The 13,739-nt window shown below is 40.1% G+C and carries 17 protein-coding genes and 1 pseudogene; 15 read left to right on the top strand and 3 right to left on the bottom strand.

Annotated features, from left to right (window positions below; all coding sequences use genetic code 11):
* Positions 1–142 precede the first annotated feature (142 nt).
* From NO346_RS03585 to NO346_RS03605, 5 genes are all read left to right on the top strand, one after another.
* Complete coding sequence (locus tag NO346_RS03585) at positions 143–478, top strand: hypothetical protein (RefSeq protein ID WP_151707741.1); 336 nt, start codon at positions 143–145, stop codon at positions 476–478.
* 65 nt (positions 479–543) lie between these two features.
* Positions 544–1,410 carry a DUF692 domain-containing protein gene (locus tag NO346_RS03590; protein ID WP_212388002.1) on the top strand — a complete coding sequence of 289 codons (867 nt, stop codon included), beginning with the start codon at positions 544–546 and terminating at the stop codon, positions 1,408–1,410.
* Entirely contained in the window at positions 1,407–2,138 is a 732-nt protein-coding gene (locus NO346_RS03595) for a DUF2063 domain-containing protein (protein WP_212388006.1), read from the top strand. Before NO346_RS03590 ends, NO346_RS03595 begins: the two co-directional genes overlap by 4 nt.
* A gap of 16 nt (positions 2,139–2,154) precedes the next feature.
* The gene (locus NO346_RS03600; RefSeq protein WP_039047662.1) at positions 2,155–2,772 is read left to right on the top strand and encodes an RNA polymerase factor sigma-70; all 618 of its coding nucleotides are present in this window, start codon (positions 2,155–2,157) and stop codon (positions 2,770–2,772) included.
* Complete coding sequence (locus tag NO346_RS03605; RefSeq protein ID WP_004916718.1) at positions 2,766–2,957, top strand: zf-HC2 domain-containing protein; 192 nt, start codon at positions 2,766–2,768, stop codon at positions 2,955–2,957. The genes NO346_RS03600 and NO346_RS03605 overlap by 7 nt, the downstream gene beginning before the upstream one ends.
* 78 nt (positions 2,958–3,035) lie before the next feature.
* On the opposite strand, the gene NO346_RS03610 is transcribed toward NO346_RS03605, so the two are convergent.
* On the bottom strand, positions 3,036–4,748 hold the full coding sequence (locus tag NO346_RS03610; RefSeq protein ID WP_256414270.1) for an electron transfer flavoprotein-ubiquinone oxidoreductase: 1,713 nt from the start codon (positions 4,746–4,748) through the stop codon (positions 3,036–3,038).
* Positions 4,749–4,935: 187 nt separating this feature from the next.
* Here NO346_RS03610 and NO346_RS03615 point away from each other — a divergent pair, with 187 nt between their 5' ends.
* The 5 genes from NO346_RS03615 (at position 4,936) to NO346_RS03635 (ending at position 9,375) form a co-directional block, all read left to right on the top strand.
* Positions 4,936–5,559, top strand: a complete 624-nt coding sequence (locus tag NO346_RS03615; RefSeq protein ID WP_256414271.1) for a DUF1285 domain-containing protein — start codon at positions 4,936–4,938, stop codon at positions 5,557–5,559.
* Positions 5,560–5,602: 43 nt separating this feature from the next.
* A complete protein-coding gene (gene murI, locus NO346_RS03620) occupies positions 5,603–6,481 on the top strand; it encodes a glutamate racemase (RefSeq protein ID WP_256414272.1) in 879 nt (292 codons plus the stop codon).
* Positions 6,482–6,585: 104 nt separating this feature from the next.
* Positions 6,586–7,614 (top strand): DUF4062 domain-containing protein, encoded by a 1,029-nt coding sequence (locus NO346_RS03625; RefSeq protein WP_256414274.1) that lies wholly within the window; start codon positions 6,586–6,588, stop codon positions 7,612–7,614.
* 69 nt (positions 7,615–7,683) lie between these two features.
* Positions 7,684–8,700, top strand: coding sequence for a ferrochelatase (gene hemH, locus NO346_RS03630; protein WP_256414275.1), 1,017 nt, complete (start codon positions 7,684–7,686; stop codon positions 8,698–8,700).
* A gap of 30 nt (positions 8,701–8,730) precedes the next feature.
* Positions 8,731–9,375 carry an MBL fold metallo-hydrolase gene (locus NO346_RS03635; RefSeq protein ID WP_256414276.1) on the top strand — a complete coding sequence of 215 codons (645 nt, stop codon included), beginning with the start codon at positions 8,731–8,733 and terminating at the stop codon, positions 9,373–9,375.
* Here the strand turns inward: NO346_RS03635 and NO346_RS03640 are convergent.
* Positions 9,372–9,563 carry a DNA gyrase inhibitor YacG gene (locus tag NO346_RS03640; RefSeq protein ID WP_256414277.1) on the bottom strand — a complete coding sequence of 64 codons (192 nt, stop codon included), beginning with the start codon at positions 9,561–9,563 and terminating at the stop codon, positions 9,372–9,374. The two genes, NO346_RS03635 and NO346_RS03640, sit on opposite strands and share 4 nt — an antisense overlap.
* Positions 9,564–9,654: 91 nt before the next feature.
* On the opposite strand from NO346_RS03640, the gene NO346_RS03645 reads away from it, so the two are divergent.
* From NO346_RS03645 to NO346_RS03660, 4 genes and pseudogenes are all read left to right on the top strand, one after another.
* Entirely contained in the window at positions 9,655–10,299 is a 645-nt protein-coding gene (locus NO346_RS03645) for a tRNA (guanine-N(7)-)-methyltransferase (RefSeq protein WP_256414278.1), read from the top strand.
* Positions 10,292–11,482, top strand: coding sequence for a TIGR03862 family flavoprotein (locus NO346_RS03650; RefSeq protein WP_256414279.1), 1,191 nt, complete (start codon positions 10,292–10,294; stop codon positions 11,480–11,482). Before NO346_RS03645 ends, NO346_RS03650 begins: the two co-directional genes overlap by 8 nt.
* A gap of 78 nt (positions 11,483–11,560) precedes the next feature.
* A pseudogene (locus tag NO346_RS03655) lies at positions 11,561–11,689 on the top strand (GFA family protein); the annotation flags it as partial.
* 56 nt (positions 11,690–11,745) lie between these two features.
* Positions 11,746–12,384: a flavin reductase family protein gene (locus tag NO346_RS03660; protein WP_087542980.1), complete on the top strand. Its 639-nt coding sequence runs from the start codon at positions 11,746–11,748 to the stop codon at positions 12,382–12,384.
* A gap of 14 nt (positions 12,385–12,398) precedes the next feature.
* Here the strand turns inward: NO346_RS03660 and NO346_RS03665 are convergent, their stop codons facing one another.
* Positions 12,399–12,731 (bottom strand): HopJ type III effector protein, encoded by a 333-nt coding sequence (locus NO346_RS03665; protein WP_087547239.1) that lies wholly within the window; start codon positions 12,729–12,731, stop codon positions 12,399–12,401.
* 126 nt (positions 12,732–12,857) lie between these two features.
* On the opposite strand from NO346_RS03665, the gene NO346_RS03670 reads away from it, so the two are divergent.
* Positions 12,858–13,709 carry a DUF2071 domain-containing protein gene (locus tag NO346_RS03670; RefSeq protein ID WP_256414280.1) on the top strand — a complete coding sequence of 284 codons (852 nt, stop codon included), beginning with the start codon at positions 12,858–12,860 and terminating at the stop codon, positions 13,707–13,709.
* Positions 13,710–13,739 lie beyond the last annotated feature (30 nt).

A 13,739-nucleotide genomic window follows, 5' to 3' on the forward strand; every position in this document is an offset into this window, starting at 1 on the left:
AGTTTTATTAGTTGTTAGTCGTTTGAATTTTTGATTTCTTACACAAAAAAAAGCTAAATTTGACTGTAATAATTTGATTGTTCGCACGTCTAATTTTATGTACCTAGTACAAAAGCAATATTTACTTCAAAGGAACTTCACAATGAATAAATTAAACTCAATGACTTCGGTTGCCGCTTTAGTTGCATTATCTATGGTTGGTGCAGCAACCCAAGTTTCGGCAGCATCGACGACGACTGAAACACATGTGACTAAAACTGCAGATGCAAAATGTGGTGAAGCGAAATGTGGTTCAGATAAAGCGAAAAAACAACACAAAACTGCAGATGCAAAATGTGGTGAAGCGAAATGTGGTTCAGATAAAGCGAAAAAACAACACAAAACTACTGATGCAAAATGCGGTGCAGATAAAAAAGCTGCGGATGCTAAATGCGGTGCAGACAAAAAAATGGCAGATGCAAAATGTGGCGCTCACTAAGCCTTATGCAGACGGTTGATGACAGCATCTAAAAAGATGGCTGTCATTCACCAAAGGGATTCTTTATGGATGCAATCACAAGTGTGGGTCTTGGTCTAAGACGAGATTTTATCGAGGCATTTTTAGGTGCGACTCATCATCCTGACTTTATTGAAGTTGCTCCAGAAAATTGGATGGGTTTTGGTGGTCGACATGCGAAACTTCTAGCTCAGTGTGTAGAAAAATCTCCATTAATTTGTCACGGACTCTCTTTGTCGATTGGTGGACCTCATCCCTTAAATATTGATTTTATTCATCAAATAAAAAAATTCTTAGATACTTATCAAGTCGAGATTTATTCGGAACATCTGAGTTATACCAATGATGGTGGCTATCTATACGATCTCTTGCCTATCCCAATGACTGAAGCTGCTGTGAAGTATGTAGTGGAACGAATTTCTCAAGTTCAAGATATTTTAGGGCGAAGATTAGTATTAGAAAATGTTTCTACTTATCTTATGCCGAATGCTGAAATGTCTGAGGCAGAGTTTGTCCGTGAAGTAATCACACAAGCAGATTGCGAATTATTGTTGGACGTGAATAACGTTTATGTAAATAGTATCAACCACCAATCAGATGCTTATGCTTTCATTGAAGCGATGCCGAAACAACGTATTCGTTATTTACATATAGCAGGGCATGAACAGGTGAGTACAGATTTACTCATTGATACGCATGGTGCTGAAGTATGTGATTCCGTGTGGGCATTGTTGGAATACACTTATCAGTTTTGTGGTGTGAAACCAACGTTATTAGAGCGCGATTTTAATATCCCAACATGGCAGCAACTTCAGAGTGAATTGAATAAGATTCAGCAGTTACAGCATCAATATTCAAATCAACATACACTAATCCGAATGAGCCAGAATTTGGTCGATGGGGTGAATGTATGAGTATGAATGAGCATACTTTTCAGCAGACCCAACATGATTTTTGTGACTGGCTGCGTTATCCAAATTCAGTAAAAGATGTGCCTTTTGCTTTGGATCGTATGCAAGTTTATCGAGAACTGTTGTTCAACAATGTTTGCTCATTTATCAATTTGGTTTATCCGGTGGCTCGATCTTTATTGCCAGAGCAGCAATGGCAACAGTTACTGGCAGATTTTTTTCGAGAATCTCAGAATCAGTCTCCGCTTTATAACGATATCTCATTGCAATTCAGAGAGTTTCTCACAGAAAAGCAGCATCCTATTTTATTTGAATATCCGTGGCTTGCTGAGCTATTGCAATACGAATGGCTTGAACTGTACTTGGATACACTTGAAATTGAAGATGTCACTTTGAATGCCGAATTAAATTGGCAGCTGACTACACAAGTTTGGGTGTTGGTGTATCAATATCCTGTTTACCAGTGGTCAATCAATCAAATTCACAAAGATCCCGCTCCAAGTGCCATCATGGTTTGGCGGAACAAACATGATCGGGTTTGTGTTGAAATATTGACTCCATTAACCGCTTATCTAATTGAGCAATTAGCACAACAACCATTGCCGCGAATAGCACTCGCTGAGTTTATCCAACAAATAATTCCAGATCTATCGGTCAGTGAAGTGAATACTCAACTGGATGAACTTGCAGAAGATTTGATCCGCTTAGAATTGTTATACAAACCTGACTAGCATAGTGAGAAACGCGATGCCTGAAATGACAACATCGAATGCTAATGCATCGCAGCAACTGTATAACGATGATTTTCTGATGGAACTACGACAACAAATGATGAAATTTGCAGTATTGCAGCTCTCTTCATTTCATCAAGCTGAGGATGTTGTGCAAGAAGCTTTGGTCAGTGCTTTACAACATTCAGGTTCTTTTTCTGGTCGATCAGCATTTAAAACATGGGTATTTGCTATTTTAAAAAATAAAATTGTTGATCTGATTCGTCAGAAGCAACGTTTAGTCAGTATGTCTGAATTGTTTGATACGGAAGAAAATGAGCGAAGCGTGGATGAGTTGTTTGATGCTTCAGGGCATTGGCAAAAATCAGAAAGACCAAAAGCATGGTTGAATCCTGAGGAAATGATGGAGCAGCAAGATTTTTGGATGATTTTCGATACCTGTTTGAATCATTTACCAGCAAAGTATGCACAAGTGTTTATGTTGCGGGAAATGATTGAACTTAGTTCAGATGAAATCTGTGAGAAATTAGAGCTAAGTATCTCAAACTTGAACGTTCTAATGTATCGCAGTCGAGTCAGACTACGTGAATGCTTAGAAAACAAATGGTTACTTCAGGAGGATTGTTCATGTTGACGTGCCGAGAAGCGACCCAATTGCTTTCAGAAAAACAAGATCGGACACTGAACTTCAAAGAAATGAGTGCCTTACAGTTTCATGTGGTGATGTGTAGTTCGTGTCGACGTTTTGGCAAGCAGATGAAGAGCTTAAGTTTGTTATCAAAACAATATAAAAAATTTGATGAAAAACAGAAAGATTAAAATAAGAAAGCCTCATATTTCATGAGGCTTTCTTAGCTTAATTCGTACTAAAAACTGAGTTTCAGCACAAATTAAAAATTACATATTCGGGTAGTTTGGACCACCGCCACCTTCTGGCGTTACCCATGTAATGTTCTGTGATGGGTCTTTAATATCACAAGTCTTACAGTGTACACAGTTCGCAGCGTTGATTTGGAAGCGTTTAGAACCGTCATCATTTTCCATCACTTCATAAACACCAGCAGGGCAATAACGTTGAGCAGGTTCATCCCATTTTGGTAAGTTTACATTCACTGGAATTGATGGATCAGTTAGCTTTAAGTGAGCAGGTTGGTTTTCTTCATGCACTGTATTTGATACGAATACTGAAGATAAACGGTCAAAGGTCAACTTACCATCTGGTTTTGGATAGTTTGGTTTGAACGTCGATGCATCTACAGTTTTAAGTGCAGCAAAGTCTTGTTTTAAGTCATGTAACGTAAATGGCACTTTAAGGATGTTTTGATCAATAAAGTTAAATGCACCACCAATCCAAGTACCAAACTTGTGCATCGCTGGACCAAAGTTACGTGCTTGATATAACTCTTCTTTTAACCAAGAGTTATTATACTTATCTGTATAAGTCGTTAACTCTTTAGCAAAATGATCGTCGCCTTCAAGAACGCGAGCAATTGCAAGATCACCACCTTTTGCGACGCCCGCTGCGATTGCTTCAAACACAGCCTCGCCACACAACATACCTGACTTCATTGCAGTGTGAGAGCCTTTGATTTTTGAGAAGTTCAAGAAACCAGCATCATCACCGATCAAGCAACCGCCTGGGAATGTTAGTTTAGGTAAAGAGTTGAAACCACCTTTCACTACCGCACGTGCGCCGTAAGAAATGCGTTTACCACCTTCAAGGAATTGCTTAATGGTTGGGTGAGTTTTCCAACGTTGCATTTCCATAAATGGATACATATTTGGATTTTCATAAGATAAATCCACAATCATACCCAAAGTTACTTGGTTGTTCTCAGCATGGTATAGCCACCAACCACCCGCAGAACCTGTTTCAGATAATGGCCAACCTGCACCATGCATCACTAGACCAGGCTTATGCTTAGCTGGGTCAATTTCCCAAAGTTCTTTAATACCAATACCGTAATGTTGCGGATCAGCATCTTTATCAAGGTTATATTTTGCAATTAGGCGCTTACCAAGATGACCACGGCAACCTTCAGCAAATAGCGTATATTTTGCATGAAGTTCATAACCAGGCGTGAAGTTATGTGTTGGCTCACCATTTTTGCCAATCCCCATATCACCTGTTTGAATCCCTTTTACCGTACCATCTTCATGGTAAAGCACTTCAGAAGCAGCAAAACCAGGGAAAATAGAAACTTCAAGCTCTTCAGCTTTTTGACCTAACCAACGCACAACATTACCGAGGGAAATAACATAGTTTCCTTCGTTGTGCATTGATTTTGGTACCATCCAATACGGCATTTTTTGTGCTTTCGTATCAGACAATAAGAAATAAGTTTCGTCGCCCGTTACAGGTACATTGAGTGGCGCACCTTCTTCTTTCCAGTTCGGGAACAATTCATTCATGGCACGTGGTTCAAGTACAGCACCAGAAAGGATATGCGCACCTACTTCAGAGCCTTTTTCAACAACACACACTGAAAGATCAGGTAGGTTGTTTTCAATCGCTAATTGACGAATTTTAATCGCAGCAGATAAACCCGCAGGCCCTGCGCCTACGATCACTACGTCAAACTCCATCGCTTCACGTTCGATGTGTTCCATGTAGGACTCCTCATATTTTTAAGGGTGGCAACCGTAATATTGCGATTCGGTGCTGCCATGAGTGTTCTGAATTGCCAAACACAAATGCTACTATTGTGCTTGCAAACGTTTGGGATAGTATAGTTTTAAACCTTGGGCTCGCCAATTGGCTGAGCGGTCATATTTTCTCGTCAGCAAGGCATAAACTATGATAAATGAAAATGATTCTCCACAAAACCCTTTAGAAAATCAGGGAAAAATCATGTTTTCTGATGATAAAAACTTAATGAACATTTCACAATACTTAAAAGATGTACAGCAAAGTCACAAAAGGTCAATTCCACCTTTAGACCAATGGCATCCAAAGCATTGTGGCAAAATGGATTTGAAAGTAAAAGCCAATGGTGAATGGTGGCACGAAGGTCAATTGATCAAGCGGCAGGCGCTATTGGATTTGTTTACTAAAGTACTTTGGAAAGAAGAGGGTAAATTTTATCTTAAAACACCTGTAGAGCAGATTGAAATTGAGGTAGAAGATGAGCCTTTATTAATCAATCATGTGGATCAAATTGAAATCGATGGAAAATCTTATTTGCAAGTCTCTACAACCAATCAGGATGTGGTGATTGTGGATGAAACACACCCTATTTTTATGCGTGAATATGCAGGTGAATTACGCCCATATGTACATATACGTTTTGGTATCAATGCTTTAATCCAGAGACAAAGTTTTTATCATCTCGTGAACTATGGTTCTTTGTCTGAAAATACTCAAGGTGAGGCTGTTTTAACGTTAAAAAGTGGTGATTTGGTCTTGCATTTGAGCACCTGAGGTTTAAGCTTAAAAGATTAGATAAATTAGTGCTCACGTGTGTATGACAGTTGTTCAACCTATGCCTCTCTTATTGGATCCTATGCCACACGCATCTGCTGATGCGCCAATTGGGGTTTTTGACTCGGGTATTGGTGGATTATCGATTGCACAAGAAATTGCACAACATTTACCGAATGAACGCATTCTTTATTATGCAGATACAGCGCATGTTCCCTATGGTGCGCGTTCAGATCAAGAGATTCGCAAGCTTACTGCTCAAGCAATTGAGTGGTTGTATCGACAAGGTTGCAAAATTGCAGTTGTCGCTTGTAACACTGCTTCAGCTTTTAGTTTGGATTATTTGCGAGATTATTATGGTGAGCGTTTTCCAATCGTAGGTTTAGTTCCTGCGTTGAAGCCTGCTGTGATCCAAACCCAATCTAAAGTTGTAGCAGTGTTAGCAACACCAGCAACTTTTCGTGGTCAATTGATTAAAGATGTCATGCTCAAATTTGCTGAACCTGCTGGGGTGAAAGTTCTCGCTGTAACCAGTTTGAAACTGGTACCTTTTGTAGAGTCAGGTCAGCAAATGAGTCAAAGTTGTTTGAATGTATTGCAAGAAATTTTACAGCCTGTTGTTGCTCAAGGTGCGGACTTTTTAGTGTTAGGTTGTACCCATTATCCCTTCCTAAAAGATGCGATTCGTCAGGTTTTTGGTGAAAAGTTAAAGTTAATTGACTCTGGGCAAGCGGTTGCACGACAAACAGCATATATTTTAATAAAAAATAGGTTATTATGTGACAAAATAAGTCATAATATTACACGTATTGAATGTTATGTCAGTGGTAATAATGCGATTGAGTTATCATTAGTGCTCAAACATCTAGTACCAGAACAAATAACATGGACGATTCGCAATTTGGATGAAATTACTGCTTAAGTGCGTAAAATCTAATCATATTTGTGGTTTGGTCTAGGTTATCTATTAATAAAATTTAAGCAAAATAGCTTAAAATTATTGATCAGTGAATTGAGGCTTAGCCTATGCAAGATACCCGTTATCAAGTGTTTATTTCTACGTCTGGCAATGAAATGCAACCAGAGCGAGCAGTCTTGACTCAAACTTTGGTTGGGATGGGTTTCTTTTCGTGGGGCTTAGAACAGCGCACACCATTAAGTACCTCTATTGCTCGTCGTCAAATAGATGACTGTGATTACGTCGTAATCTTATTAGGTAGCCAGTATGGCGAACAATCCGTTTCAGGTGTCGGTTACATGCATCTGGAATATATTTACGCCATGACGAAGCAGAAACCTGTGATTGTATTCATGCATGAAGATCCTGAATCACGTGATGCTGTATTACATGATCATAAATTACAATTGAGAGAAAAATTCAAAGAGTTTAGAAAACAGCTTCAACATGAAGTTGATCAAGTTTTTACTTATCGGACTTTGCGTGATTTAGAACTTGCGGTACGTTCGAATATGCCACAAATGTTAGAGCGTTATCCTGTGGTCGGTTGGGTGCGTCCGCAAAATACGCAAGTTTTACAAGATGAAATTGACAGTTTGCGTGCAAAAGTAAAACAACTTGAAACTGAAGTTGGAAGTCGAGAAGTCGATCCGATTGCAACTGTTCCAAAGGTATCAATGCATGAGATTTATTCATTTGAATATCGTATGCATGCTTATCAAGATGGTAATTTCAAAGAAGTTAAACCATTCCGTAAAATGACATGGGCACAATTACTGAATGTGCTTGGTTCATCATTTGTGATTCCAACACCTGAAGAATATTTTTCCAAGCGCATGAATGAATATCTAAATGAAACGGGTCTGGATGATGCGCGCAAGGAAATGCCACGCGCGCATGCTGTTTCTCGCGCGCAAATCAATATTCGTGCACTCCATGAAATTAAAACACAAATGCGTCAAAATGAATGGATTATGCCAACTGGTCGTGATGATCGCCAACGGATGTTATGGCAATTGACCTCAAAAGGGCAGAAGTTATTAGAAAGTAACATTTTGGATAGTAATCGGGTTTTTCAATTTAAGACCATGCATTAATTCAATTTAAAAAATAATCATAAAACTGCTAAAGTAATTGAAGAAATTCAGCTATAGCGGAAGCGATCTATGTCAGCTACACCAAAACCAAAAGTGACTGTGGTTTTAGCAAATTTAGGTACGCCAGATGAAGCCACTGTGCCAGCAGTACGTCGATTTTTAAAACAATTTTTATCGGATACACGTGTAATTGAAATCCCGAAACCGATTTGGTGGATTATTTTACATTTATTTGTATTGACATTCCGTCCTAAAAGAGTGGCTGAAGCTTATGCTTCTGTATGGTCAAAAGATTCACCAATGCGAGAAATTGTGCTTGAGCAAACTGAATTGGTGAAGCAACGCTTACAATCGGAAAATCAGCCTTTTGATTTGACGGTTGTTCCTGCTATGACCTATGGGCAACCCAGCATATATGGTGTTTTTGAGCAGCTTGAAAAAAATCCACAAGAGCACGTTATCCTTTTACCTTTATTCCCTCAGTATTCCGCAACATCAACAGCACCCCTTTACGATGCTTTTGCAAAATGGATTCCTAAACAACGCCATTTACCCGGTCTGACGTTAATCAAAGATTATTATCAACATCCCATGTTTATTCAGGCATTGGCGGATAGTGTTGTCGCTTATCAAGCCCAATATGGTAAACCTGAAAAATTATTGATGTCATTTCATGGTATTCCTCAGCCTTATGCAGACAAAGGTGATCCTTATGCAGATCGTTGTCGTATGACCGCAAAATTGGTTGCTGAAGCATTGCATTTAAATGAAGATGAATGGGCAATCAGTTTCCAATCTCGTTTTGGTAAACAAGAGTGGGTTAAACCTTATACCGATGTTTTATTGGAACAATGGGGACAAGCAGGGGTTCGATCTGTACAAGTGCTGAGTCCTGCTTTTTCAGCAGATTGTCTGGAAACATTAGAAGAATTGGCAGTTGAAAATAAAGAAACTTTCCAACACGCTGGTGGTGGAGAATATGCTTATATTCCTGCATTAAATACTGACCAAGCACATATAGATTTGCTTGCAAGTCTGGTTCAGGCTAATCTTGATGCTCTTACTCATACCTTAGCCCATCGTTAAATTGACGTTTTATTTCGCCAGAGGTTTTTTATGCTGCAAGTCAAAATTGTACCCGTTACTGCATTTGCCCAAAATTGTTCTATTCTTTGGGATAGTGAAAGTAAAGAGGCTGTTTTGATTGACGCAGGTGGTGATGCTGCTGTACTCAAACAACAAGTAGAAGCACTCGGTTTAAATGTTAAAGCACTTTGGTTAACGCATGGGCATCTTGATCATGCAGGTGCGGTGGGTGAACTTGCTGAGACATGGAATATTCCAGTGATTGGGCCGCATAAAGAAGATCAGTTTTGGCTTGATATGATCGAAGAAGTCTCAGCACGCTATGGTTTCCCGATCCCACAACCTGTCAAAGTTGATCAGTGGTTAGAGGGGGGCGAAACGTTGAAACTGGGTGAGGATGAATTTGAAGTCCGTTTTGCACCAGGACATACGCCTGGTCATGTGATGTTTTACAATCAAAAGCATGGTTTGCTTTGGACGGGTGATGTGTTGTTTAAAGGCTCGATTGGACGTACAGATTTTCCAAAAGGAAATCATCAGCAGTTACTTGACTCAATTCAGCGTGAATGCTTTAGCTTGCCTGATGAAACTCAGTTTATTTCGGGGCATGGTCCAATCAGCACAATCGGTTACGAGAAACAATTCAACCCATTCGTTGCAAGTAAAGCTGGCTAATCCTCGTATTCATCTTCATGACGTTTATCGCCTGCCTGAGGTGAATCTTGGGTAGGCAGTTTATATTCATCGTTTGCCCAAGCCCCTAAATCAATCAGCTTACAACGCTCTGAGCAAAACGGACGAAATTCATTACCTTCCCAAGTGCTGGCTTCACCACAACGAGGGCAGGGAAATGTACGTGGCATAGAAAATTCCTAAAACATAAAATAAATAGATTAGGCAAAAGTAAAGTGAGTTGTTAGACTTATGCCGATTTCTAGATAGTTTGATGAGATTATGTCGATTCGTCAATTTCAAGCACAACGTATGCAAGCCCCTCGTCATTTTATTGCCATTCCTAGTACACCGATTTGTGTCGAAATTGGTGCTGGAAAAGGCAAACATGCCTTGTTGTTTACGGGGCAAAATCCACACACCACGTTGTATGCGATTGAACGAACCAAAGAAAAATTTCTGGCTATGCAAAAACAGCATCAACTAGAACCGCGTGAATATCTCAATCCGATTCATGCCGATGCTTTACCTTGGATTGTGCATGCCCTATATCCTGCACAGGTCGAACAATTTTTTATTCTCTATCCAAATCCAGAGCCGCATAATCCTGCACAACGTTGGCTGAATATGCCATTTTTTGAGTTCTTACTTTCTCGTCTTCAGCCCAATGGCTCGATTACGCTCGCAAGCAATATTCCTGAATATATTGATGAAGCTGAACAGCAGTTGATTGAGCTATGGAAACTGCCATATGAAAAGCAGAAAATTGCAGTAGATTCTGCACGTACTCATTTTGAAATTAAGTACTTAGAACGTGGTGAATTGTGCCAACAATTGATCATTCGAAAACCAGAAAGTTATATAACCCGTTTTGATGATTTTGCACCATTGCAAGGGCAGAATATTCAAGAGAACCTTGATGTCTAAACGCATTGCGATTATTGGTGCAGGTCCAGCGGGCTTGATGGCTGCTGAAGTGTTGAGTCAATACAACTATCAAATTGATGTGTTTGAACAAAAACCTTCTGCAGCGCGCAAGTTTTTAATGGCGGGCAAAACAGGTTTAAATATTTCACATGCTGAGCCTGTAGACGTATTTATCCAACGCTATGATCGTACCGATTGGTTGAGCCCTTGGGTGAAACAATGGGATGCTCAGTGGATTCAAAATTGGATGCAAGGTCTTGGGATCGATTTCTATGTCGGCAGTTCAGGGCGTGTGTTTCCAGTAGAAATGAAAGCAGCACCGTTACTTCGTGCTTGGTTAAAGCGATTGATTCAGAAGGGTGTAAAATTCCATTATCGTCATCGTTGTGTGGATTTATCCAACAATCAACTCACGATAGAGAATCAGACTCAGCAATTTAGTGCAACTTATGATGCGATTATTTTGGCCTGCGGAGCAGTGTCATGGTCACAATTAGGTAGTGATGGCGCGTGGCAGCAATGGCTTTCCACCGATGAAATTGAACCATTTCAGGCTAGCAATGTTGGGGTGCTGAAACAATGGTCGCCGTTTATGCAAGATTGTTTTGGTCAGCCACTCAAACGAGTTGATGCGTGGGTTACAACTGAGCGAAAGACACATGGTGATATCATCATTACGCACTATGGTTTTGAAAGTGGTGTGATTTATAAATTGGGACGTGATTTAAGAACACAGCTGAGCCAAAAGAAAAACCTAAAACTTCACCTAGACTTACTTCCAGACCTCAGTATTGAACAATTAGAAAAGAAATTACAAGGCAATAAGAAGCAGTCTCTTACCAATCTTTGGCGTAAAGCAGGCTTGGATCAGGTCAAAATTAATCTGCTTCGGGAAATCGTTGATAAAAGCTTATGGTCAGATGCCAAGCAAATGGTGCAGCAGATCAAGCATCTCAGTATTTCTTTAGATGGCTTCCGTCCAATCGAAGAAGCGATTAGCTGTGCGGGCGGGGTCAAGCAAGATATTTTATCTCCACAATTGCAATTGAAATCTAATCCTTATGTGTTTTGCTGTGGCGAAATGCTGGACTGGGATGCACCGACAGGTGGATATTTGCTGACGGCTTGTTTTGCCACAGGGCGAGCAGCAGGGCAAGGCGTACAACATTTTTTAAGCAGATAAATACGCTGTTTTGTACTTTGTTTGATATGCGAATAGTGTTAGTTTTGAGTAGCCAATAAATATAGGATGTATGATGATATGTCTGAACAATCGCCAGTATATCAAGGGAGTTGTTTATGTCAGGGCATCCGCTACGAAATTCAGGGTGAAATTGGTGAGATCGTCCAATGCCAATGTCAGCGTTGCCGTAAAGCGAACGGGACTGCATTACAGATGATTTACCACAATATATCGAACGCCCATAAGTAGGTAGTGCAAGCATTATGATTTTTGAAACCTCTGAGTTAGATGCAAATCAGATCTATCGTTTGTTGGTTGGGGGAATTACGCCTAGACCCATCGCATGGATCAGTACCATTTCTGCTAGTGGCGTAGCCAATATAGCCCCTTATTCATTCTTTAACGTTGCGAGTTGTCATCCTCCCATCCTTTGGTATTCACAAGTCAATCCAAGAAATGGGCAAGATAAAGATACTTTGAGAAATTTAATCGAGACGCAACAATGTGCGATTCATATTGTAAATTCACAACTGCTTGAACAGATGAATTTATCTTGTGCTGTATTGCCTCCAGAGCAAAGTGAGTTTGATTTTGCTGAGATTGAGTCTGAACCAAGCCATGCGGTCGCAGCCTTGGCAGTAAAATATGCACCAGTGCGTTATGAATGCCAATTAAGAGAGGTGATTCAGCTCAGTAGCTTAGCATCTGGAGGTACAGTCGTATTGCTGGATGTTAAATCGATTTATGTTGATGATCGGTTATGGGATGGGCAGATGATTGATCAACAGCAACTCGATAGTGTTGGGAAAATGGGTGGCGATTTTTATAGTTTAACAACAAATTTATCTAAACTGGTTAGACCCAACATTACAATAGAAAATGATGATAAAAAAGGAGGTTAAGTACCTCCTTTATCTTATTTTGCAGTCAGTGCTTTACCTTCAAACTTCACGCCATCCCAGCCATTTTGCATAAACTGACGGATATTTTGATGATCTGTTGCTTCAGGTGTCGCCAATACAGATGCATAATGTTCCGCAAATAAACTGAGCGTCTCCGCTTGATTTAAGCCTTCGATTTGCGCAAAGCTGAGTACTTTTGCGCTGCCTTGGTTTTCGGTTGCAGCATTTGATTGTGCGCCATTTTGAAAGGCTGTTGGCGTATGTTGATAACGCGCTTCAATAAATGCCAATACGTCTGCAAACTTTGCTGAACCATCTTTAAGTTGTGCCAATAAGCTTTGAGCCATTTCAAAATTCCATATTTGGTGAAGTAATGCCCGCATCATAACATTTAAATACAGCATCGTATTTGAACTGGACGTTGTAATCTTGGCAGTTTATGCTCAAAGCGAGCATCAATCTTTTGAATAATAATGAATAGACACCGTTTAAGGTGGTCCTCACCATGGTCTACATTGCGATTTTTCGCACCGATATTAAGTTGTCGTTTTGTCTTGCAACTCCGTCGTATGGTGATGCGCATACTTCCTTTTATGCGTTTACAAAGTCAGGTGAGCAATGTGGTTTATTTGTCTTGGTTGGCGGATGCTGAGCAAGTTCGCCAGCGTTATCCAGATCCTGCTATTTTATGGGAAAAGCAGGGCAAAACCATCTTTACTATTTTAACTTATCAGCACCAGCATTTTGGCTTTACTTTCCTTGGAAAACTACGCCAGCTAATGCCTTCACCTCGGCAGAGTAATTGGCGCTTTTATTTAAATGAATCAAAGCCTAAGACCGTAATCTTTGAACAAGTGATCGTTGATCAAGCTCTGTATGTGATCGGTGGTCGCCTCGCCAGTGATGTGATGCCTGCGCAATATGCGCCAAATTTTCAGCATCAACGAGATGGAAATGCGATTCATACTCGTATTCGCATGGATGAAGATTATTCTTTTAGCAGTGATATACACATCAGCATGCAGAAACGTTTACCTGAGGCTTGGCAAAGCTTATTTTCCTCATGGGAGGAGGCCGTTCAATTTTTGGTGGATCAAGATCATGCGTGGGCTGAATGGATTGACCAACCGACTCGGATGTCGCAAGGGGATATCAACATGCCTGTGCAATTTCCACAAATTCAGGCTGCTGAGATTGATAAATTACAGGCTCCTCAATTGTTGCAACAATTGGGTTTAGATGATGATACCGCAGCTTTTACTTTTGTGGTTCCTAAACTGGATTTTTATGTGGTGGGAGAAAAAATATTGCCAGAATCTCAATAAATTGTGGATAACTTTGTGTTTATACACAGC

The organism is Acinetobacter sp. 5862 (assembly GCF_024494585.1).
Classification (GTDB): Bacteria; Pseudomonadota; Gammaproteobacteria; order Pseudomonadales; family Moraxellaceae; genus Acinetobacter.